The 22082-nt window shown below is 56.9% G+C and carries 20 protein-coding genes; 8 read left to right on the top strand and 12 right to left on the bottom strand.

The annotated features are described in order from the left end of the window. Nucleotides 1-5: 5 nt before the first annotated feature. From dmul_RS06220 to nth, 4 genes are all read right to left on the bottom strand, one after another. Entirely contained in the window at nucleotides 6-827 is an 822-nt protein-coding gene (locus dmul_RS06220; protein ID WP_020876582.1) for a phosphate ABC transporter substrate-binding protein, read from the bottom strand. Between the two features lie 133 nt (nucleotides 828-960). After that, nucleotides 961-1854 (bottom strand): alpha/beta fold hydrolase, encoded by an 894-nt coding sequence (locus dmul_RS06215; RefSeq protein ID WP_020876583.1) that lies wholly within the window; start codon nucleotides 1852-1854, stop codon nucleotides 961-963. A 12-nt stretch (nucleotides 1855-1866) separates the two neighbouring features. Continuing rightward, nucleotides 1867-2730, bottom strand: a complete 864-nt coding sequence (locus dmul_RS06210; RefSeq protein WP_169829050.1) for a Smr/MutS family protein — start codon at nucleotides 2728-2730, stop codon at nucleotides 1867-1869. A 92-nt stretch (nucleotides 2731-2822) separates the two neighbouring features. After that, nucleotides 2823-3458, bottom strand: a complete 636-nt coding sequence (gene nth, locus dmul_RS06205) for an endonuclease III (protein WP_020876585.1) — start codon at nucleotides 3456-3458, stop codon at nucleotides 2823-2825. Between the two features lie 87 nt (nucleotides 3459-3545). On the opposite strand from nth, the gene dmul_RS06200 reads away from it, so the two are divergent. The 3 genes from dmul_RS06200 (at nucleotide 3546) to hflC (ending at nucleotide 6664) form a co-directional block, all read left to right on the top strand. Beyond that, nucleotides 3546-4541 carry a DUF814 domain-containing protein gene (locus dmul_RS06200; protein WP_020876586.1) on the top strand — a complete coding sequence of 332 codons (996 nt, stop codon included), beginning with the start codon at nucleotides 3546-3548 and terminating at the stop codon, nucleotides 4539-4541. Between the two features lie 150 nt (nucleotides 4542-4691). Next, nucleotides 4692-5705, top strand: coding sequence for an FtsH protease activity modulator HflK (hflK, locus tag dmul_RS06195; RefSeq protein ID WP_040414970.1), 1014 nt, complete (start codon nucleotides 4692-4694; stop codon nucleotides 5703-5705). Beyond that, on the top strand, nucleotides 5702-6664 hold the full coding sequence (gene hflC / locus dmul_RS06190; protein ID WP_020876588.1) for a protease modulator HflC: 963 nt from the start codon (nucleotides 5702-5704) through the stop codon (nucleotides 6662-6664). Before hflK ends, hflC begins: the two co-directional genes overlap by 4 nt. A 67-nt stretch (nucleotides 6665-6731) precedes the next feature. On the opposite strand, the gene dmul_RS19670 is transcribed toward hflC, so the two are convergent. After that, nucleotides 6732-6830: a 30S ribosomal protein bS22 gene (locus tag dmul_RS19670; RefSeq protein ID WP_073474648.1), complete on the bottom strand. Its 99-nt coding sequence runs from the start codon at nucleotides 6828-6830 to the stop codon at nucleotides 6732-6734. A 104-nt stretch (nucleotides 6831-6934) separates the two neighbouring features. On the opposite strand from dmul_RS19670, the gene dmul_RS06185 reads away from it, so the two are divergent. From dmul_RS06185 to dmul_RS06160, 5 genes are all read left to right on the top strand, one after another. Then, entirely contained in the window at nucleotides 6935-7507 is a 573-nt protein-coding gene (locus tag dmul_RS06185) for a hypothetical protein (protein ID WP_020876589.1), read from the top strand. Nucleotides 7508-7675: 168 nt separating this feature from the next. After that, a complete protein-coding gene (locus tag dmul_RS06180; protein ID WP_020876590.1) occupies nucleotides 7676-7960 on the top strand; it encodes an FmdB family zinc ribbon protein in 285 nt (94 codons plus the stop codon). A gap of 257 nt (nucleotides 7961-8217) precedes the next feature. Beyond that, a complete protein-coding gene (gene groES, locus dmul_RS06175; protein ID WP_020876591.1) occupies nucleotides 8218-8505 on the top strand; it encodes a co-chaperone GroES in 288 nt (95 codons plus the stop codon). Between the two features lie 65 nt (nucleotides 8506-8570). Continuing rightward, on the top strand, nucleotides 8571-10220 hold the full coding sequence (gene groL / locus dmul_RS06170; protein ID WP_020876592.1) for a chaperonin GroEL: 1650 nt from the start codon (nucleotides 8571-8573) through the stop codon (nucleotides 10218-10220). Between the two features lie 236 nt (nucleotides 10221-10456). Then, a complete protein-coding gene (locus tag dmul_RS06160; protein ID WP_020876593.1) occupies nucleotides 10457-11494 on the top strand; it encodes a LysM peptidoglycan-binding domain-containing protein in 1038 nt (345 codons plus the stop codon). Nucleotides 11495-11720: 226 nt separating this feature from the next. Here dmul_RS06160 and dmul_RS06155 read toward each other — a convergent pair whose 3' ends face one another. From dmul_RS06155 to dmul_RS06125, 7 genes are all read right to left on the bottom strand, one after another. Next, nucleotides 11721-15227: a pilus assembly protein gene (locus dmul_RS06155; protein WP_020876594.1), complete on the bottom strand. Its 3507-nt coding sequence runs from the start codon at nucleotides 15225-15227 to the stop codon at nucleotides 11721-11723. Nucleotides 15228-15291: 64 nt separating this feature from the next. Further along, nucleotides 15292-15903 (bottom strand): pilus assembly PilX family protein, encoded by a 612-nt coding sequence (locus dmul_RS06150; protein WP_020876595.1) that lies wholly within the window; start codon nucleotides 15901-15903, stop codon nucleotides 15292-15294. Between the two features lie 15 nt (nucleotides 15904-15918). Beyond that, complete coding sequence (locus dmul_RS06145; RefSeq protein ID WP_020876596.1) at nucleotides 15919-17052, bottom strand: PilW family protein; 1134 nt, start codon at nucleotides 17050-17052, stop codon at nucleotides 15919-15921. 17 nt (nucleotides 17053-17069) lie between these two features. Further along, nucleotides 17070-17450, bottom strand: coding sequence for a type IV pilus modification PilV family protein (locus dmul_RS06140; RefSeq protein ID WP_020876597.1), 381 nt, complete (start codon nucleotides 17448-17450; stop codon nucleotides 17070-17072). Next, a complete protein-coding gene (locus tag dmul_RS06135) occupies nucleotides 17451-17993 on the bottom strand; it encodes a GspH/FimT family pseudopilin (protein ID WP_020876598.1) in 543 nt (180 codons plus the stop codon). It abuts the gene before it with no gap. A 285-nt stretch (nucleotides 17994-18278) separates the two neighbouring features. Then, complete coding sequence (locus dmul_RS06130) at nucleotides 18279-19088, bottom strand: phosphoribosylformylglycinamidine synthase subunit PurQ (protein ID WP_020876599.1); 810 nt, start codon at nucleotides 19086-19088, stop codon at nucleotides 18279-18281. Beyond that, on the bottom strand, nucleotides 19085-22081 hold the full coding sequence (locus tag dmul_RS06125) for an AIR synthase-related protein (protein ID WP_020876600.1): 2997 nt from the start codon (nucleotides 22079-22081) through the stop codon (nucleotides 19085-19087). Before dmul_RS06125 ends, dmul_RS06130 begins: the two co-directional genes overlap by 4 nt. Nucleotide 22082 lies beyond the last annotated feature (1 nt).

Here is a 22082-nt window from a genome sequence, read left to right as displayed (position 1 = left end):
ATCGATCAGTAGAGCGGAACGTAGCCGCTTTTCTCGACGAACTTCTGGCCTTTCTCGGGGTGCATGACATAATTGATGAATTTGGCGACATCGCCGGTCGGCCATCCGCGGGTGAACATATAAAGCGCACGGGAAACGGGAAATTTCCCGTTCAATGTGGTCTCCTTGGAGCCTTCGATACCGCCCACTGTCAGGGGCTTGACCTGATCGTTCAGATAGCCGATTCCGATATAGCCGACGGCGTTGGGGTTTTTGGCGACACTCGTCACCACCGCGCCGTTGGAGGCCTGAAGCAGTGCTCCGGGGTAGACCCGCTCCTTTTCCAGTACCTTTTCCTCCCATACCTCATATGTGCCCGAAGAGGTGTCTCTGGAGATGACCGTAATCTCCTTGTCGGGGCCCCCGATGTCCTTCCAGTTGCGGATCCTGCCCTGGTAGATCCCCTTGAGCTGGGCCAGGGTCACGTCCGCGATCGGATTGCTCATGTGCACGACGGGAATGATGCAGTCGTAGGCGACACCGAAGGGCACGGGGTAGACTCCCTTTTCAACGGCCAGCTTGACCTCCTTGTCCTTGATGAACCGCGAAGCGTTCCCGACATCGGTGGTGCCGTCAATGATCGCCTTGATACCGTTGCCGGAACCGCCGCCGGAAATGGTGATCTTGGTCTCCGGATTTTCTTTCATATAAGCTTCCGCCACTTCCTGGGCGATCGGAAGCACCGTGGTCGATCCTTTCACGACGATGTCTCCCGCCGTTGCGGCGGATACCGTGAACACCATTGCAAGTCCCAATACCGTGGTCAAAAGACCGTTTTGTTTCTTCATCGTTTTCCTTTCCTCCAACAATCAGGTTGTTTGGGTGGGTCACCCGTTTGCTTTCAAACACGAATTCGCTTTCGGTGGATGCGTTGTGACGCCGTACCCATCCATCCGATGGTGCAAAGATAGCCTTCTATTGTTAGATACGTGTTAAAGCTGTATTAAAAATTGGTGAAACCGGAAGGATGAGCCCTTGATGATCGGAAAACACCCGGATCCGCCGAAGGATTTCGTTCCGCGTGACGGGTGAGGATAGAAAATGCCCCCCCGGCAGAGGTTGGAATGCCGCAGTTGGGAAAATACGTTTTACCGTCTTTTCATAGGACGCCGGATAACCGGTGCCGTAGAACCTCAATATACGGTCTTCCCGTCCATAGAGACAGAGGGCCTGGGTGCGGTCTTGCCGGATCGATGCGAGCGGATTCAGAAAAAGGACGTCCGCCAGGGTTTTGAAAATACGGACGCGCCGACGGTGCAGCCGTCCAAATTCGTGACGCGTTTTGTGAACCTGAGGGAACATGAAATCGAGGTATCGTCGGAAGACCCCTCGCAAAAACGATTCGGATCCGCGACATTGGTGAATCTCGCGATAGTATCTGAAAAAGGACGTCGCCGCAGCTTTGACGCTCAGATCGAAAACAGCGTTGATGAGCACCAACTTTTTGAGAGGCGCCGCCAAACGGCTGTTTCCAAAAATGAGCGGTATGGCCCCGTAGCAGCAGCCAATTCCAGTTATCGGCAAACCGTCGCCGCGGTTCTCCCGATCGACGATCCGAAGCAGCGCCGCCGTATCCTTCAAGGCAGCGGCGTGGGAAAACCGGCCTGTCGAACGACCGTGTCCTGAATAACTGAAGGTAACAAGATCATATCTCATCCGAACCAGCCGGCGGAAATAACGGACCTGCTGAGCGGCGTCGCCGCCGATCAAAGGCGGCACGAAAATCAGCCCCCGTGGGGATTTCAGACGAATCCGGACCGTCTCCAGACGTCGACCGCACAAAGGCGTCAGCCGGTGTTCCGTAATCCAAGGCATCGCGTCCGAGGGTCACATGGGATTCAGGTAGACGATGATGGCGCCGCTTTTGCGCCTTGCACCCCGCTCCCAGCGGTGGGCCAGGATTCTACCCGATTGTCGGAGACGAGCGAGTTCCGCCTCGACGACGTCGGGGAGAACGGCCCTCCCCTCGGAGTGGAGCCCCTTTCCGACGATGACAAGAAGGGTGCGTTTTCCGCGATATCGAGATGTCTCAACAAACCTGCGCGTACTCTCAATGGCTTCCCGGGCCGTTTTGCCGTGCAAATCGAGTTCTTCCTGCGGCGGCGGATATTGACGTATCGTCTGTTCCGGCGTCATGTCGCCGTCATTCAGCCGCCTGTCGCATTTTTCTCCCAACAGCATTTCGGCGGTCTTCCCGGCGAGAGATTCCTCCAGCAAAACCTGAAAATCCTCGGAAACAGACTTCGAAACACGCCGTGCCGCCGTTGGATCGCCTACCGGCACCGACCGGGACGGCACATCCCTGAAATAGAGCGAGAAATCAGTGTCCTCCCTGAACACGGGAATGCCGTTCTTGTTTTTGGCCGGTCGCCGAACCTTGCGCCGGGGCGCCATTGACGCCGCGGCCTGATGTCGGCCTTCGGCGTCCAGGACTGTCTCCTTCGGTCGGTTTTCAAACAGCCGGGAAATATCGGCGTCCTTCTGAAATACAGGGATGCCGTGTCGATTCCGGAGCGCGGATCGGCGTTGATGTTGCCCCGGATCGGAGGGAGGCTGTTTTCGGCGTCGAGGGGTTTTTTTCCGGATTTTGGAAGGCGCGTCAACCGCGTTTGTCGAGACCGCCGCGGCCGGAGCCGGTACCGGTGTTTTTTCAGGTTTGGCGTCGGCTGCTTCCGCCCCATCCGGCGACAAAGAAACCGGTTCGGGCCGGGGAACCTTTACAGAACCTCGTCGGAAAATACGTTTCAATATGGAAAACATGGTTTCGCTATTTTGTTGGTTCCTCAAGCAGTCTTTTCCGGATAGTCGCACAGATCGAACAGAGGACAGTTCGGACAGTCCGGTTTTCTGGCCCTGCAGGTCTCCCGGCCGAAATAGATCATGCGAAGCCCCAGATCGTTCCACTCCGCTTCGGGGACCTTCGCCATCAGGTCAAACTCGATCTTGACCGGATCCTCATGACGAGTGAGGCCCAAGCGTCGGGAAATCCGCTTCACATGAGTATCCACCACCACCGCTGCCTGGCCGAAGGCGGCACTTCGCACCACATTGGCGGTTTTGCGTCCCACGCCGGGCAAGGCAACGAGTTCCTCGATGCCATGGGGAACGACCCCGCCGTAACGATCCACCAGTGCGGCAGCGCAGGCCCGGATATTCCGGGCCTTGTTGTGAAAGAATCCCGTAGGCCGGATGAGTGCTTCGATCTTCTTTATGGGGGCCCGAGCCAGGGCATCCGGTGTGGGATATACCCTGAACAGGGCCGGCGTAACGCCGTTGACCTGGCGATCGGTACACTGGGCTGAGAGGATGGTCGAAATGAGCAGCTCGAAAGGGTTCCGGTGAAGCAGCTGCGTCTTGACATCCGGATAGGCCTTTCTTAGGATGTCGCATATCTGCTGAATCTCATTTTTGGATTTCATTGGTATTTCGAATCCCTATAATCATGGAATGTCTCTAAAGCTCTTGCCGGACGCCCGGCATCCAACGCATGGAAAGATTTCTGTATCATGGTTTCACATCAAAAAAAAGTCCGCGCCCTGGGTCTCTGCTCCGGAGGGTTGGACAGCATCCTATCCGCACTGGTGTTGCGGGAGCAAGGCATCGATGTCGCCTGGGTCAGTTTTGAGACGCCCTTCTTTTCGGCTGACAAGGCTCGGAGAGCAGCCGACCTCACGGAGATTCCCCTGACGATCAGGAACATCACGTCGATATATATTCAAATGCTGAAAAACCCGCCTTGCGGGTATGGACAGAACATGAACCCCTGCCTCGACTGTCACGCCCTGATGTTTCGACTGGCCGGTGAAATGATGGAAGAGAACGGGTTCGATTTTTTGTTCAGCGGGGAGGTCATGGGCCAGCGCCCCATGTCCCAGACCCGCCATTCCCTGCGCTATGTCGAGAAGAACTCCGGCTACGAAGGATACATCGTTCGGCCTCTCAGCATCCAAAGGCTTCCGGAAACAATTCCCGAAAAAAAAGGATGGATTCGACGCGAAACGCTGTACGGAATCACGGGGCGCTCCCGAAAACCCCAGATCGCGCTGGCGCAACACTTCAAAGTCGTCGATTACCCCAACCCGGGCGGCGGCTGCCTGCTCACGGACAAACACTATTGCATCCGCTTGAAGGACCTTTTCGATCATGAAACCGTCTATACGGAAAGCAATCTGCACCTGCTCAAACACGGACGTCATTTTCGCATCGGACCGCATACAAAGATCATCGTCGGCCGGGATCAGCGGGACAACGACGCCCTCATCAAGTACGCCGACCGAAACCGGAATACCATGATCCGCCTCCGAAGCATCCCCGGCCCCATCGGTTTGATTACCGGCGAATCCACGGAGGAAGACACCCTGACGGCCGCGTCCATCTGCATCGGCTACAGCAAAACCGCCCCCCATACCGCCGTCGAAGTGATTGTCATCCGGCCGGGGGGGTCAACGATCCTGAAACTGAAAGGGATATCGCCCAACACCGCGAGCCGGTTCATGATATGATGCCGCCGGTTGTCGCCCGCCCTTGTCGCGAACCGTTTTTCCTTGACTTGAAAGGCCTGATTCCTTAGTTTAACAAATGGTGCGTATACTATTATCAAGGATGGGATGTTTTTCATCCAAAACCTTAAAACGGTAAAGGTAGGCCGACAGATGAGCTGGGACTGGGAGAAACTCAAAGAGCAACAGCAGCGGCGAAGCGACGTCCCGCCGAAAATGGATGACCTGCTGAAAAAATTCAACAACCTCAAGATACCGGGCGGGCCCGTGATCATTGTCGTAATCCTTGTGATTCTGCTGGCATCGACCATGTTCTATACGGTCAAACCCAGCGAGGTGGGCGTAGTCCAGCGATTCGGACGCTATGTTCGGACCACCCAGCCGGGGCTTCAGTTCAAAATGCCGCTTGGGATTGAAACCGTCAAAAAGGTTAACGTGAGACTGGTCAAGACCGAAGAATTCGGCGCGGCAGGCGGTGTTTCACGGGTTTCGGGAGGCGGCAACACCGTTACCTTGATGCTGACCGGCGACTTGAACGTCGGCGTGGTGCCGTGGGTCGTCCAGTACCGGATCAAAGATCCCTACAATTATCTCTTCAAGGTGCGTGATGTGCAACGGCTCTTGCGGGATCTGTCCGAGGCCTCCATGCGCCTCGTCGTGGGAGATCGCAGCATCGACGACATCATCAGTCAACGGGAGGAAATCGCCGTTGCCGCCCGGGAATCACTCCAACGGGAGCTGGATCAGGCCGAAACCGGTATTCATATCGTAACCGTGGAAATGAAGAAAACCGACGTTCCCGAGCCGGTGCAACCCTCCCTCAACGAGGTTAACCAGGCGACCCAGGAAAAGGAGCAACTGATCTATCAGGCCAAGGAAGACTACAACAAAGCCATCCCCACAGCTCGGGGCGAGGCGGATCGAACGATCCGTGCGGCTGAAGGGTATGCCCTGGATCGGGTCAACCGCGCCAAGGGTGACGCCTCCCGATTCACAGCGCTCTTCGCCGAATACAGCAAGGCGGAGGACGTGACGCGTCGACGGCTCTATCTGGAAACCCTGAACGAGGTCTATCCCAAACTCGAGCATAAATACATCGTGGACGACCAACAGAAGAACCTTCTTCCGCTCCTCAATATCGGAAAACAAGACGGTGGGATAAAATGATCTACAGAAATACGATTGTTGCGCTGGTGCTGGTGGCAGCGATGGTTCTTTTTGCATCAGCCTACGTGGTGGACGAGACCGAACAGGTCGTGATCACCCGTTTCGGCAGAATTATCGGCGACGCCAAAACAACCCCGGGATTGAAATTGAAGCTGCCGTTTATCGATCAGGCCAATTTTTTTCCCAAAATCCTGTTGCAGTGGGACGGCGACCCCGGTCAGATCCCCACCAAGGAAAAAACCTATATCTGGGTGGATGCCTTTGCCCGGTGGAAAATCGTCGACCCCATCAAATTTCTCCAGACCGTTACCGACGTCTTCAACGCCAACGGGCGCCTCAACGACATCATCGATCCGGCGGTCAGAAACGCCATCACCTCCCACAAATTGATCGAGGCGGTGCGGACGAGCAATCGTCCACTCTCCTTCCTGGATCTCGGCTGGCAGGAGGAGGAAGAGGAGGAAAGCAAGGAGCGGAAACAGGCCAAAATCAACTATGGCCGGCGTAAACTTCTTGAAGGCATCCTGAAACAGGCCCAGCCCAAGGTCGATCAATTCGGCATCGAATTGGTGGATGTACAGATCAAGCGGATCGACTACGTGGATACGGTCCGAAATTCGGTCTTTAACCGTATGATCGCCGAGCGGAAGCAGATTGCCGAAAAGATTCGCTCCGAAGGCCGCGGAGAGGCCCAGAAGATTCGGGGTCAAAAGGAACGGGAACTGAAGCGAATCACCTCCGAGGCCTACAGGACCGCCGAGGTGATCAAGGGCAAGGCCGATGCCGAGGCCACCAAGCTCTATGCGGAAGCCTTCAACCTCGATCCTGATTTTTATTCCTTTGTCAAAACGCTGGAGGTATACGGCAACGCGTTGGGTCAGAACAGTTCCCTGGTCATGTCAACCGACTCGGATTTCCTGCAATACCTCAAAGGATACGCCGAAGCGGTCAAGCCCTGAAAACGGAAAAAGCACCTGACATCCGTTGGGTGCTTTTTCCAGTGTAATCGGCATACCGGAGCGGCTTTTATTTGCCTTTTCTTCTCTGGTGCCGCGTACGCGCCAGCAGTTTTCGATGTTTATGTTTTCGCATTTTCTTTCGACGTTTTTTTATGACACTTCCCAACTGATCACCTCCTGTTCTTTATTTTTTTTATGGTAAACGATTTTCGGTATCATGTATCTACATCGGATGTCTACAACTTTATCGGATAATTTGAAAGATCGGAGATGAAAGATTCGTCCCCGGCAACATCGGATAAAAGCCGTCTGGCCATGTTCAGCGATGAACAGTTACGGATCGTTGACGACACCGTATCCATGGCCGAGGACTTGGTCAGCAACTATTATAAGATGTCCGCGTCCCAGTGGCAGCGGTTAAAATATGACATCAAGACCCTCCAGGACCTCCATGACGATGAAATTGTTCACGGACCATTTGCGCAGGTTATCCGGTACGAAGCCAAACGGAAAGATACCGCCCTCGGATCCGCCGCCTATGATTTCTACAAAATATGCCTTCAGGACCATGCCATTTTAAAAACGCTCGAAGCGCATCCCGATCTGCGGCTTTTTCCCTTCTGTCTCTACATCGTCACCCACGAACTGATTCATATTGTCCGTTTTTGCAGGTTTCTGCAAAATTTCGACGCATCCAGCGACGAAAAAACGGCCGAAGAGATCCGGGTACATCAATATACCCGGGATATCCTGGAAAAGATGCAGATACCGGGAAAAATCCCGGTATTCCGCTTCTATCGGCACTGGTGCCGGAACTGTGATCCGGTGGACATGCTTCGCTGATCCCCTCCCCGTCTTCAACGTCTTCGAAAAAAAAGTCCGACTTTCTTGACAACCCCCAAACACGCCCTATATTTGGCATGCTTCTGCTTAAGAGAGTGTTTTTTCGGGAACTTTTCAGAGCCAAAAGATCATTTTCAGAGCTAAAAGATCAGAGGAGGTCATAACATCATGCCGATTTACGAGTACAAGTGCGAACAATGTGGAAAGACCGAAGAGGTTCTTCAAAAAATCTCTGAAGCGCCCCTGACCACGTGTGAACACTGTTCGGGAAAACTTCACAAGCTGATTTCCCACAGCGCATTCCATCTCAAGGGGTCGGGATGGTACGTAACGGATTATGCCAGGAAAACCCCTTCCAGCGGGAAAGCGGACACCCCCACGTCCTCGACGCATGACACCAAGGCCTCTGCTTCGGACGGGTCGAATGCCGCTTCGTCCAAAACGTCGTCCTGACGCCGGCCCCGTGTAAGACCGGACCTGGGATCACCAGGTGCGGAAGACGGCACTCCGAATCGGATCCATGCCGACGGATGTGAGCCGGAAAAGCTTTCAAAAAAATATAACGATCCATTCTTTACAACGAAAAATGTGTGATTATTGTTTTCAACAAAATTGAGGAAGGTCGTTTCGACGCTTACTTCGAATTTTGTAATATCTCATTATTACTACTAAATATTAAACCCATCATCAAACCTAAAGGAGAATGAGAGATGAAGTTGAAACCCCTGCAGGATCGAATTCTGGTTCAGCGCGTTGAAGAGGAAAACAAAACCAAGGGCGGAATCATTATTCCGGACACCGCCAAAGAAAAACCCGCCGAAGGCAAGGTTGTGGCCGTAGGCAACGGAAAAGTCGGCGACGACGGTCAGAGAATCGCCCTTGAACTCAAAGTCGGCGACCGGGTCCTTTTCGGAAAATATTCCGGCACGGAAGTCAAGGTGGAAGGTGAAGAATACCTGATCATGCGCGAGGATGATGTTCTGGGCGTCATCGAATAAAACGGCGACACCCAACCGATTACGATAACAGCATTTCACAATATACATATGGAGGTAGTTGAAAGATGGCCAAAGAGATCAAATACGATATGAAAGCCCGGGAAGCGATGCTCAAGGGGGTAAAGACACTCGCGGATGCGGTCGTGGTGACCCTCGGCCCTAAAGGGAGAAACGTCGTCATCGACAAGTCATGGGGCTCCCCCACCGTCACCAAGGACGGCGTTACCGTCGCCAAGGAGATCGAACTGGAAAACAAGTTCGAGAACATGGGCGCCCAGATGGTCAAGGAGGTCGCCAGCAAGACCAGTGATATGGCGGGCGACGGAACGACCACGGCCACAGTGCTTGCCCGGGCCATTTACGAGGAAGGCCAGAAGCTCGTGGCAGCCGGCAACAACCCCATGTCCATCAAGCGCGGCATCGACAAGGCCATCGAAGCGGCCGTCAAAGAGCTTCACAACATGAGCAAACCGACCAAGGATCAACGTGAAATCGCCCAGGTCGGCACCATTTCCGCCAACAACGACGAGACCATCGGCAACATCATCGCCGAGGCCATGAACAAGGTCGGCAAGGAAGGCGTCATCACGGTGGAAGAGGCCAAGAGCATGGAAACCACCCTTGACGTGGTGGAGGGCATGCAGTTCGATCGCGGGTACCTGTCACCCTATTTTGTCACTGATTCCGAAAAAATGGTCTGTTCCCTCGAGGAACCCTTCATTCTGATCAATGAAAAGAAGATCAGCAACATGAAAGACCTTCTCCCCATTCTGGAGCAGGTGGCCAAAATGGGACGCCCGCTGGTCATCATCGCCGAGGATGTGGACGGCGAAGCCCTGGCCACGCTGGTGGTCAACAAGCTGAGAGGCACCCTGCAGGTCGCTGCCGTCAAGGCACCGGGATTCGGTGACCGCCGAAAAGCGATGCTGGAAGACATTGCCATTCTGACCGGCGGCCAGGTGGTTTCCGAGGATATCGGCGTAAAACTGGAAAACATCACCATCAACGACCTTGGAAAGGCCAAACGCATCAGCATCGACAAGGACAACACCACCATCGTCGACGGCGCCGGTGCGCGTACGGCTCTGGAAGGCCGGGTCAAACAGATTCGCGCCCAGATCGAAGAGACGACCTCCGACTACGATCGTGAAAAGCTTCAGGAACGTCTGGCCAAACTCATCGGCGGCGTGGCCGTCATCAACGTAGGGGCCGCCACCGAAACCGAGATGAAAGAGAAGAAGGCGCGCGTCGAGGATGCCCTCAACGCCACTCGTGCTGCGGTTGAGGAGGGCATCGTCCCCGGCGGCGGCGTCGCTCTGGTTCGCTGTCTGGGCGCCCTGTCGAAGCTGGACGTCAAGGCCGATGAAAAGTTGGGCGTCAAGGTCGTCATGCGGGCCATTGAAGAGCCCCTGCGTCAGATCGCCAACAACGCCGGATTCGAAGGCTCCGTGGTGATCGACAAGGTTAAGAGCAGCGAAGGTGCCATGGGCTTCAACGCCGCCACCGACACCTACGAGGATCTGATCGAGGCAGGCGTCATCGATCCCACCAAGGTGACCCGTTTCGCGCTGCAGAACGCCGGCAGCGTCGCCTCCCTCATGCTGACCACCGAAGCCATGGTGGCCGACAAGCCCGAAGAAAAGAGCGATATGCCCGGCGGCGGCATGCCCGGCGGCGGCATGGGCGGCATGGGCGGCATGGGCGGTATGATGTAATGCCCAATCCCGACCTGAAAATCGTTTAAAACCTTAAAAGGCCCCTGGATCCAAATCCGGATCAGGGGCCTTTGTGTTCTCTACCCCAATAAGCCTCGTCCGCCCCCCTCCCCCCTGTATCAAAAAACGGAAATGGTTGCTTGACAAACCTCTGCCGAGCCATATAAGCATCTATAAGATCAGTTATAAGGTTATCCGGATTTTTATCGTCCTTCCCCGATTCAAGGAGTTCGCTGATGAAAAACACGTGGAAAATCAAGATGCCTTTCATGCTTGCATTGCTTGGGTCATTTTTCGCCATGGCGTCTTATGCGGCCGATAATGAAAACCGCGTCCGTGATGAAGCCGTCACCTATTATATTGTCCAGGAAGGAGACACGCTGTGGGATATCTCAAATCTCTTTCTGGCGTCTCCCGGGTACTGGCCGGAAATCTGGTCGATCAACAGCCGAATCCCCATCCTGAACCCGCATTTGATCTTTCCGGGACAGCGCATCCGACTTTACGGGAGAGGTCCGACGCCCCAGACGATCGGGGGGGAGGCAAGTCCTCCGGCAGAACCGCCCCGGATCGCCGCCCGCCGGTATTTTCATTATCCGTCCATCCATCGCATCGGATTCATTCAGAATGATCCTGCAAGGTCCCTGGGCGTCATTTTCAAGGTCCGCGGCAACAAGGAAATGATCAGTATGACGGATGTCGTCTACATCCAGGCGTCCGGTGAAACAGACCTTGCCGTCGGGGACCGATATACGATCTATCGCGCTTCAACCCCCATCTTCGATCCGGCCGGGAAGACAGTGATCGGGGTCCAGCATCTGTTGACAGGCACCGTCGAGGTCCTTCGAAAATCACCCGATTATATCCTGGGACGAATCATCCAGTCCTTTCGGGATATCCGGATCGGTGACCGCCTCATGCCGATCGAGGAGCGCTCCCCCGACATTCCGCTTACCGACAGTATTACCGGGCTTTCCGCCAGAATTATCGCCGCCGAGGAGCGGACCGCCATCATGGGGGAACATGATATCGCTTTTATCGACAAGGGCGCTCTGGACGGGGTTCGGCCAGGCCAGAAGTACGGCATTTTCGAGCCGACGCATGTGCGGCTTCCGGAAACCTCGGAAGGAAAAAGCACGAACGACTTCGTCGTCCGTTCCGAGGTGGGCAAGGTTATCGTGCTCTTGACCCGTCCCACCGCAGCGACTTGCCTCATCACCCATTCCCTGCAGAGTCTCAATGCAGGCCTCGCCGTAGCGTTCCCCGAAGATTAGGCACCCGCTTCCGGCATACAGGACCCTCTGCAAACCGAGCCCTGCCCGAGGAGAGATCCTCAGGCGCCTTGTCATGCCCCCCCTGATCCCCCGCATTTTATCCGCCACTCCCGCTCCGGGACCGGGGGAAGCATCTATTCCGCCCCAACGGGAGATACAAAAATGCCGACGCCTGGAAAAATCCAGGCGGCGGCATTTTTGTCGAAAAAACGATGGACGGGAGTCCCTAACGCACCTCCCGCCACGAGCGGATCGTCGCCTCGGGAACGGGCACGGCGATCTCACCGTCGGCGACGCCTGCGGCTTCGTTGTTGTAAGTCGTTCCCCCAAAGGATTGAAGGGTTCCAAAAGCGGTCTTGATATAGAGATGCTGATCGTCAACGATGGGCGCGACCCTGCCGCTCCCCTTGGGCAGCGGAATTTCACTCAGAGGCGCAATCGTTTCGTTTGCGCCGTCGAGCACCTGCTTAAAGGCGTACAGGTTCCCCTCGCTGGCGCCGCCGGCCTCGCAGGGGTCCTCCGTCACCGCCGTGGTGGTGCTGAAATAGACCTGGCCGGCGGCCGCGAAAACCGAGGCATAAACCCCATGGCCCGCAGGCAGGGCGTAGGACCATTCAAGCGTGGTGCTGTCGGTGCCGCCCCGCTTGCTGTCGAGGTAGGCGTAGAAATGATAGGTGGCCGATGCATCGCCGCCGGTTCCGAAAAACACCCGGACGCCCTCGTCGTCTGTCACCACCGCGGGGGCACCGTATATGCCCTCCCCGGCATTTCGTTCGGAGGAGTTGACAATGAGATCCGAGAAGACGCCGCCGTCAATGGCGACCCGATACATGAACCCCTTGTCGGTGCCCACATAGAGCCGATCCACATAGCCGTCGCCGTCGGAGTCCACGGCTGCCGGCTGTCCGCTGCCCACGCCGCCTTTTCCGCTCTCCCCTGCGGCGTCCAATGGAATCCTGGTAATGGCGCCGGAAGCGATATCGATCATGTAGATGACCGGGTGATCCGCCGGATCCGTGACCCCCGAGAGAAGAAAGGCGACCCATTGGTCGTTTTCGATCATACCGATGACCGGCGAGGAGCGGCTGTTGAAGAGGTCGGGATCCCCTTTTTCCCAAAGCAACGCCGGATCAGCCGGATCGGTTACATCCAGGCAGGTCACCATGTGTCCGCCGTTCCCCTGGCAGACGATCAGTACGGTGCGCCACGCGCCGTTGGTATAGACATCCCCGAGTGCCGGGGAAGCGTCCAACCAGGCCTCGCTGTCTCCGGTCTTTCCATAGAGATTTTTCATCTTCCCCAACAGATTGCCGGGGATATAGGCCCACAGCTCCGATCCGGTGCCGTATTGGGCCGTCTCTTTCGTCTCGCCGGACCAGACGAAATGGCCGCGATGCTCGATAGGAATGGTTTTCGGGTTGTCGCCCCAGTTGAACCTGCCGCCGTCAAAGGCGTGAAGCATGCCGTCCCGGGCGCCCACAAACACCACGACGTCCCGGTTCTCATGTGCCGCCCGAAAGGTCGTTGTGTCTTCCCCGGCGGGATCATGAAAGCTCGCCTTCATCGTATTGTCGACCTTGCTGCCGAAGACCCACTCGGGAAACCCCGGCGGCGTCATGACCGCCGGAGCCGAATGGTCCACGGCCCCCAGTAGCCACGGTCGCTGTTCGGTGCTGCCGTTCTTCTGGTATCCCAGAATCCAGTTCACCAGTTCACTGTTCGTCGGCAGCGATGTGTCGTCCCCCCCCGAAGGCGCCAGGTTGAGGAGGGCGTCCGACACCGTGTCCGTTCCCAGCACGGAAAGACCGCTCGAAGAAATGACGGAATAGGACTTGTAGTCGGCCGAGAGTTGAATCCCGCCGTCGGGGACCGGATAGTTATCGAGTTGAATCGTGTATTCGCCGCTGTCCAGATCGATGGTGCCGCTCATGCCGCTTACCTCGGAGAGGGTATTCCCGGTGTAACCGTCGCTCAGAACAACGGTTCCTTCCGAAGTCTTGACCACGAAAGTGCCGTCCAGCACCGGCACGTGGGTCAGGGTGCCGGAATAGGCGGTCACCCCGCTCTGGATCGTGACAAGTGCCTCGCCGGCGTAACTGTTCTCGGTCATGGACGGGAAATAGATCGTTCGGGGAGAGGTCCCGATATCTCTCTGACTCAATTTCTCCCCCGCGTCCCAGATAACGCTCCTGGCCGCCTCCGAAGCTCTTGCCGTCTCGGGATCATAAATCATGACGGCCTTCAGGTGTCCCCTGGCCTCCGGATCGGCAAACCACTCGGGATCCAGGGGATCCGGCAGATCGAAGCTGCCGGAGTAGACGACGTTGGTCTGCACCACCGGCACCGAACGGGAGACCGTCTCTCTCGAGACCAGGGCGGAAAGCTTCACGTCCACCACCATCGGCGACGTTCCCCGGTCGCCCCTCAATTCCGCCTTCCACAGGAGGTCGCGGCCGATCACCGCCTTGCCGACCAGATCGATTACCGCTTTTCGATGGGTATAGGTGGGACTCGTTCTTTCCCAGCTCTCCAGAATATTCGTTTCATCGATGTCCGGCTTTTGATCCTCTGTGAAGCGTGCCGTTCCGTCTTGAGCCGTGAAGCTGTGGACCTCGCCCCAATCCGAGGCTTCGATTTCGTGCCAGACCGGAATCTGTTGACCTGCCGCATCGAGGATGAAATTGGCATATTGGTCGGTCATATAGTGGACGGAGTAATAATAGGCCACCTCGGAACCGGCCGGCATGCCGTCCCATGCCTCGAATTGAAGTTGGGTATAAAACCCGTGATATCCCCCGGGAACCATGGCCGCGCCGTTGTTCAACCGGATCACGCCGACCGTCTTGAAGGTCACCATAAAGACCAGATCGTTGAAGTCAAAGGCATTGTTGGTGTTGACGGCGTCAAATCCGAGGATCACGGCATTCTCGGTATTGTCGGGCGCCGCCATTACCGCTTTGGGCGTTTTTTCGCCGTCAATCAGTTTAAGGTTGATATCCCCTTGGGGAATGCCATACCCTTTTTCCTGCAGCCAGCTCCTGGGCGCCGCATTCAGCCATCCCTGGTCATCATATCCCGAGACGGTATCAAATTGCATTTCATTTGCTTTTCTGCAGATGGATCCGCCATACGTAAATTCTTTATATAATATGATTTTCTTCGCAAACCCGTCATACTTGGTGTCACATCGACTCTCAAATACGGCATTCCAGGCTTTCCTGGTGTAAAACCGGGTGCCGTCCGCCAGCTCCAATACGAATACGATCCTGGCATTCGAACCATAGGGCAGTGCCGCACCCTCTGGGTCCGTCAGGAATGTCTGGGTTTCCGAGCCCGGACTGCTCCCCAGCGGGTCGAATATCCAGCGCGGTTCGCCTTCCGGCATGTCCGAAGACGCGTCGTAGAGCCATCCGAGCCTGGCGTTTTCCAAACCGCCGTCCTGATAAACATAGGTGACGCTGATATCCTTGACGGCATCCAGGGCAATGCCCTCCTGATCCCACGAGATCCCGGCGGGATCCAACACCAGATGACCGCTCTCGTTCTTGACGAGATTGGACAGGGTAAAGTCGCCTTCAGACCAGCCGCCGTAATCCGATGAACTGATGGGGGCGCTGCAGCCGTCAATCGCCGCCTGGACGGTATGGGTCTGTACACTGAGCAGCAGACTCCACACCGCGACCAGAATCAGCCGGGACCTTCGGATCACTGCGTTTTTTGACTTTGCGCTCATGTTGTTCCCTCCAATAGCCGGATCATCCTCAACACATCTCCCGTCGGCGTCCGGAAGCGCCGCGTCAGGCGTCCTCGTTCAGTTGGTACGTACTCAGCTCATCGGCCGTCATGGCGTTGATGTCATATCCGGTGTTGCTTTTGGCGGACCCGGCATTCTGCTGTCCGCCGTAACTGCTGAAGGAGGTCGTTCCCGACGGCAGGACACGCTTGCCCAGAAAACTCACCTCGAGAACCGCACGGCCCCCGTTGGGGCTGGTGCCGACGGACTTGAGGAAGATCAGGCCTTCGGTGTTCGCCTTGCCCGCGAAAACGGTCACGGTGTAAGCGCAGTCGCCGACAGCCTTGTTCTGAAACACGTATTTTTCCCCGGGATGCTCCGCCTCCGAAGAAGAGACGTCCGCGAAGTCCGAAAGATCCCATGTGTCAAGGCTCGCCTGGGCGGCGATCATGTCGCTCAGCAATTTTCTGGCGTGGTCGATCCCCGCCTCAGCCGCATAAAAGGCCTCTGCTTTTTTTTTCGACGAATTGGCGATCAGAATTTCAAGGACGGACGTATTGGTGGCTGCCACGCCGATGATGGTAAGGACCACCAACAGCAGCATGGAGATCACCAACGCCGATCCCCCTTCGGATTGGAACAACCGTTTGAACCCAAAGCCGCAGCGTGTCTTCATTGCTTCAACCTCCGATCAGTTGAGTCCCATGTTGCGCAGGGCGACGGTCACCTGGGAAAGCCTGCGCCGGTGAAAATCCGTTGCTTCGGCCGCGGGGTGATCCTCGAGGGCCGGCCGCCTGTCCGGGGCGAGCTCCCTTCGGGCCTTTGCCGTGCGGCCCAGGACGCTGATCCGCAACGCCCGAACCAGGGGCTTGTCCGCATCCTTCAAATCCCCGTCCGCGTCGAAATCATCCGCATCCTCTCCGTTGATCCAGGTGTCGATCAGATTATCGTCGTCCGTGTCGAGCCCGAAGGCGAACTGGATGTCCTCGATGTGCTCCACGACCGGATTGGGTGTCGTAGTGCCGGTGCTGTTTCTCAGGTCTTTTTCATGGAGCCGCATGAGCGCCCCGTCCTGGAGATAATAACGAATCTCTTCCAATGGCTCGAAATTGAAAAACATGATGGTGCTGCCGGGAGGGTACTTGTTGAGCACCTTGTTGGCATAATCCAGTACCGGATGGTTCCCCAGTTTGCTGCTGTTGGCGATGACCTGGGTGATCACCACCTCGTCGGCCATGGCCCCGCCCGGCGCGATGATAATGCCGTTCATATGGGGTTGCGGCTGTGTATAGGTCACCCCATCGCAATAGCAATCCCTGTCCCAAGCGTTATAATCTATGGGAGATGTGGCATTGAGATCTTCGTTGACAATGGCGACCGCGGCGGTGATGGGCATGGCCGCCGTGGGGTCTTTTTTATCCGGTTTGAGCGTCAGCTTGGGCAGATCCGCGCAGGAGCCGATTCCGGATGGCGGCGGTCCGCAGACGTCCGAACTGGGAACGACGTAGCGAATCGTCAGTATGTCGCTGCCGTTTTCACCGCCGTTGTTGTCAAAGGTGAAGGCGGAAAAAGCCTCGGCCGGCAGGCCGGCCAGTCTCGGAAAGTCGCCAAGTCCCGCACCGGCCATGATGACGTCCCGTTCGATGAAAGTCCTCGCCATCCGCACATCCTGCTGAACGGCCGCGATATCCTCCTGGACATTGTAGGATAGTTGGCTGCTGTTCAAGACCCCCAGGGCCGCCGTGATGACAACGAGTCCCAGCATGGCGGCAACAAGCATCTCCAGGAGGGTAAACCCTGATTGGTCCTTAAATGTGCTCTCCACGCCGTGTCTCCTCTGCCCTATTCCATGATGATCGTATGGAATGAAAACCTGTGGTTTTGGGTTCCCTGCCGGTCGTTCCACGAGACCTCGACCTCGACGGTCTTGACCCCGGACAGGGGGGTGTCCGTCTGAACGATGGTCCTCCTGGTAAACCCTTCGGCGTCCGTCTCCTCATCCTCACTCTGGATGCTCGGATAGGGCATTTTCTTGACGGCCTCCATTCGGGTGACAATCCGATCGGTGGCCTCGGTCAGTTTCATGCCGTAGCCGTTTCCGTGAATCGCGGTCACCTGCATGGCCGCCACCCCCAACAGGCCTGCCGACAGGATGACCACGGCAAACAGTATCTCCAGAAGCGTAAAGCCCCCTTCGCCGCCGATGGTCTTAAAGGGTTTCATTTACTCTTCCCATCCCTGCCCCCAGTTGGCCCATGCCTTCACTCTCCCGGTAACGGTGATGGTGCCGACGGCAAAGGTCTGACCTTTCCCGTTTTTCATATACACCGTTCCGGATTTGTTGCTGATGCCGCCGGGATCGAAGTGAAACGTGTTTCCGGAAAAGGTCGTCACCCCGTTTTCGGGAACGACACCGCCGGGCCGCGGTCCGATACCGGACCCAATGCCGAAGGAAACATCGCCATATTCCGATAACGAAACGGTTTTCACCGTGATGTCGTCTCCGGTATCCAGATGCCGATCCGCACCCGCGTGGACAAGCCTGTAGGCATCCCCTGCCGCGTCAAAAAAAATCGCCCAGTCCCTTCCGTCCCGCATGGCATTGATCCGGGCCATCTGAAAATGGGAAACCATGTCTCGTCCCGCTCTTTTGATGCGTGCTTTATTCCTCTGGGCCAAAAACGTCGGAAACGCCATCGTCACGGAGATTGCCGCCACGGCCACCACGATCATCAACTCCGTGAAGGTAAATCCTTTATTCCCCATTTTATACCCTCTAATTTTTTTCATATGTATTCACGAATGTCGTCATAATGCAAAACAATTCTTGATGTAGAATCTTTGACACGGCTTGCAAGAAGGATCTGGAACGCAGTGGTCTGGGATGAAATATATATGAACCGGAATGGCGGGAAAGTGAAAAAAGTCGGAAAACGCGACTCGATCTATTGTTTTTTTTATAGGCCTATAAATAATTACACAACTGGGTGTCAAGGGGCCGGTGCCGATTGGAAGTCATCCAGGCGTTTCCCGGCCCTCATGCATCGGTATTCATGCGCCGCGAATAAAATCGACACCATTTTTGAGAAGCTGTACACCCGGTGCAGGCATTCGCCGGTGTTTTGGAAGGTCGACTTTGTTCCGGGTCCAGGTGGGATGATTGGTGGGATCGTTGTAGGCTTCAGGATGGGGCATAAGGCCGAAGACCCGTCCCGTGGCATCACAGATGCCGGCTATGTCCGCCATGGCGCCGTTGGGGTTGTCGGGAAATCGGCCTTCCGCCGCCGCCCCCTCGGGGGTGATGTACTGCATCACCACCTGCCGGTTTTGGATCAGGCGTTCCAACACCGGACCGTCGGCAAAAAACTTTCCTTCCCCGTGGCGGACGGGCAGATACAGGCGATCCATTCCCCGGGTAAAGACGCAGGGGGAGGCTGGATTGACCCGCAGATGAACCCAGTCATCCCGAAAATTACCGCAGTCGTTATGAATCAGGGCCACGGACCGGGTCGTATAGTCTCCGTCGACGCCGGGGAGCAAGCCAAGATTGACGAGGGTCTGGAATCCGTTGCAGATGCCCAGGACCAGATTGCCGCGATCGATGAAGTCGAGGATCCGGTCACCGATGGTATGCTTCAGGCGGACCGCCTGTATAACGCCGGCGCCGTGGTCGTCCCCCCAGCTGAAGCCGCCGATAAACACCATGATCCGAAATTCGTCGAGACGCTCACTGCCGTCAATCAGGGCGTTGATATGAACGCGCCGGGCCGTTGCGCCGGCCTGTTCGAAGGCATAGACGGTTTCGTGATCACAGTTGAGACCGTATCCGGTGAGCACCAGAACATTCACGTCGCGGTTCATATCAATTCTCCAAAGGTGCCTTTCCAGGCGGATTTGAGCGCGGTCACCGAGAGTACCGCCAGCGTGCCGCCGTCCAGCCCCCGGATGACCAGGTTGGGACTTTCGGTCACCGTGCCGATACAGGCAAAGTCGGTGCCCGCCAGTCGCCGCTCGAAAGCGCGACAACGGTCGGACGGCACCGTCACGATGAAACGTCCCGCCGATTCCGAAAAAAGAAGGGCATCCGGCCGCAATCCCTTTTCAGCGGGGATCCGGGTCATGTCGATCTCCATACCCAGATCTCCTCCCATAACCACCATGGCCAGATGGACGCCAAGCCCCCCCCGGTAGACGCCGTGAATCGATACCGGAAGCCCGTCGGCCACGGCATCGGCCAGGGCCGCGTACCGGGGCAGGGTCTCGTCGGGACGGACCCGGGGCACGTTGCGCCCTAAATAACCCAAGTGGGCATAGTATTCCGAAGCCCCCATCTCGTTCCGGGTCTCTCCCAGAACGTAGACCCGGTCTCCGGGCGCCTTGCTGTCCGGGGTCATGCACAGGTCGATGTCGTCAACCACGCCGATGGTGGAAAACTGAAGCGTCTCGAGAGCCGACACCTTGTGGCTCTCTCCATATGGCCCCACCAGATGACCGTCGACATACATGCTGTCCTTTCCCGATAAGAGCGGAATCCCATAGACCAGACAGAGATCCTTCAGCGCGCGACAGGCGCGGACCAGCTGCGCCGCCTTGAAACGGCCGTCGGGATTCTTTTCCGGATGATGCTGGATGTTGGGCCAGCAGAAATTGTCGACGCCGCCGATATGGTCGACACCGGCGCCGACGGCAATGAGCCGCCGCACGCCCTCATCAATGGTGCAGGCGGTCATGTGATAGGCGTCGATGGCCGAATAATACGGCAGCAAGGCCTGGGAAACGGCAAGCCCTTTCGTTGAAGCCAGAACCGGGCGGATCACCGCCGCATCGGCGGGCACATCCCGCTGGGCGCCCACCAGGGGTTTGATGACACTCCCCCCTTGCACCTCGTGGTCATACTGTCGGATGATCCACTCCTTTGAACAGATGTTGGGTCGTGCGAGAAGATCGAGAAGCAGACGGCCGTAGTTCATGGGCGGCTCGAGAACCGGCTCCGTCAGACCCCGCGCTTCCGGGGAGAGCCATACGGCATCGAATTCCCATTGGGGAAAACCGGCGGTAAGCAGATCCATGTGCACGCAGGCGCAGGTTTCCCCCTCGTAGGTGATGTGGAGCATGCCCGTATCGGTGTATCGCCCGATGACCGTACTCTCGACGGCGTGTTTTTTCGACAGCGCCATGAACCGGTCGATATGATTGGGTTTGACGGCGACGGTCATGCGCTCCTGAGACTCGGAAACCCAGATCTCCCACTGATCGAGGCCCTCGTACTTGAGAGGCACCTTTTCCAGCTGGATTTCGCACCCGTTGCTGTAGCGGGCCGACTCCCCCACCGAAGAGGAAAGCCCCCCGCCCCCGTTGTCGGTAATAAAGGCGATGAGTCCTTCGTCCCGGGCCTCCAGCAGAAAATCGTGCATCTTCTTCTGGGTGTAGGGATCACCGATCTGGACGTGACCCGCCGGTGTATGTTCGGAGAAGACCTCCGACGACGCCGTGACGCCGTGGATGCCGTCCTTACCCACCCGGCCGCCGCACATGATCACCAGATCGCCGGGGGACGTCGTTTTCCGATCACTCGGCTCCCCGTCGACAACGGCGGGCATGATGCCCACGGCAGTGACGAAAACCAGGCATTTCCCGAGGTACCCGGGATGAAAGGTTACCTGACCGAAGGTCGTGGGAATCCCGCTCTTGTTTCCGCCGTCGCGAACGCCCTCGACCACGCCGTCCAGAAGCCTTCGCGGGTGAAGGCGGGGCTTCAGGCGGCCGTCGTAATCCCGCGGGCCGACACAATACCCGTAGGTGCCCATTACCAGGCGCGCCCCTTTTCCCGTCCCCATGGGATCCCGGTAGACCCCGACGATGCCGGTGATGGCCCCCCCGTAGGCCTCCATGTTGGAGGGAGAGTTGTGGGTCTCACCGGTGATCACGTAGTAATGATCCGCGTCAAACCGGCCGGCGCCGGCGTTGTCCCAGAGTACGGAAACAACCCATGGCTTTTTGGCCGCAAGGGTCAGGGTCGGCTCCTGGATAAAGGTCTTGAAAAGGTTGTCCACGAATTCCACCGGCGCATCAGGACCGGCCTGATAGCGGAACCGACCGCCAAAGGTGTTGTGATTGCAATGATCGCTCCGGGCCTGGGAGATGTACTCGAGCTCAACGTCGGTCGGGTCCGAAAGGCCCATCACCGACCGCGCTTCCCGAACGTCGGGCCTCAGGAAATAGGCGCGGATGATGGGAATATCGTTGGGATTGAGCGCGAGATTCCGGGCATCGCTGACCTGTTGAAGGGCTGCATCGCTGTCGATGGGGACGATCTGAAGGGTCGGGGTATGATTCAACGTGACCTTGGGGATGATGATGCCGATCCCCGTTCTGGGGTCCCAGCGATCTTTTCCGATCACCCGCCACTGTTGGATGATGTCGTTGGCCAGGAGTTCCGCGGCCAGCAGGTCCACCTGCTCGGCGGTCAGCGCGGCGCCCGTGAGACAATAGCGCTTGGAGGTATAGACCGCCGCCTCCGGGGGAAAGGCCGTCCCCAACACATCGGCCATCGCCTCCACGGCGGTGGCGCCGGGATTGTCCTTGACGCCGGGGCGATAGCCGACCCACAGTGTGAAGTCGAACGGCGTCGGAAGCGGGTCAAAAGACGACACCTGGGTGACGGGATTGGTAAAAAGATCCCTTTGAAGCATTGTCAGCTGGTCGGGTGTCAGATCGGCATCAATGGTGACGACCTGGATGATCCGAACGTCCGCAATGTCGATGCCGAAATAGTCCTTCGCCTTTCGGCGGATGCCTTGGCCTTCCGGATCCGGGATATCGGATCGGGATGTGATTTCTAATCGATACGGCATA

The sequence above is a fragment of the Desulfococcus multivorans genome (assembly GCF_001854245.1).
Lineage (GTDB): Bacteria > Desulfobacterota > Desulfobacteria > Desulfobacterales > Desulfococcaceae > Desulfococcus > Desulfococcus multivorans.
The sequence above is the reverse complement of the archived record's forward strand: the minus strand, read 5'-3'. Positions and strand labels throughout refer to the sequence as shown.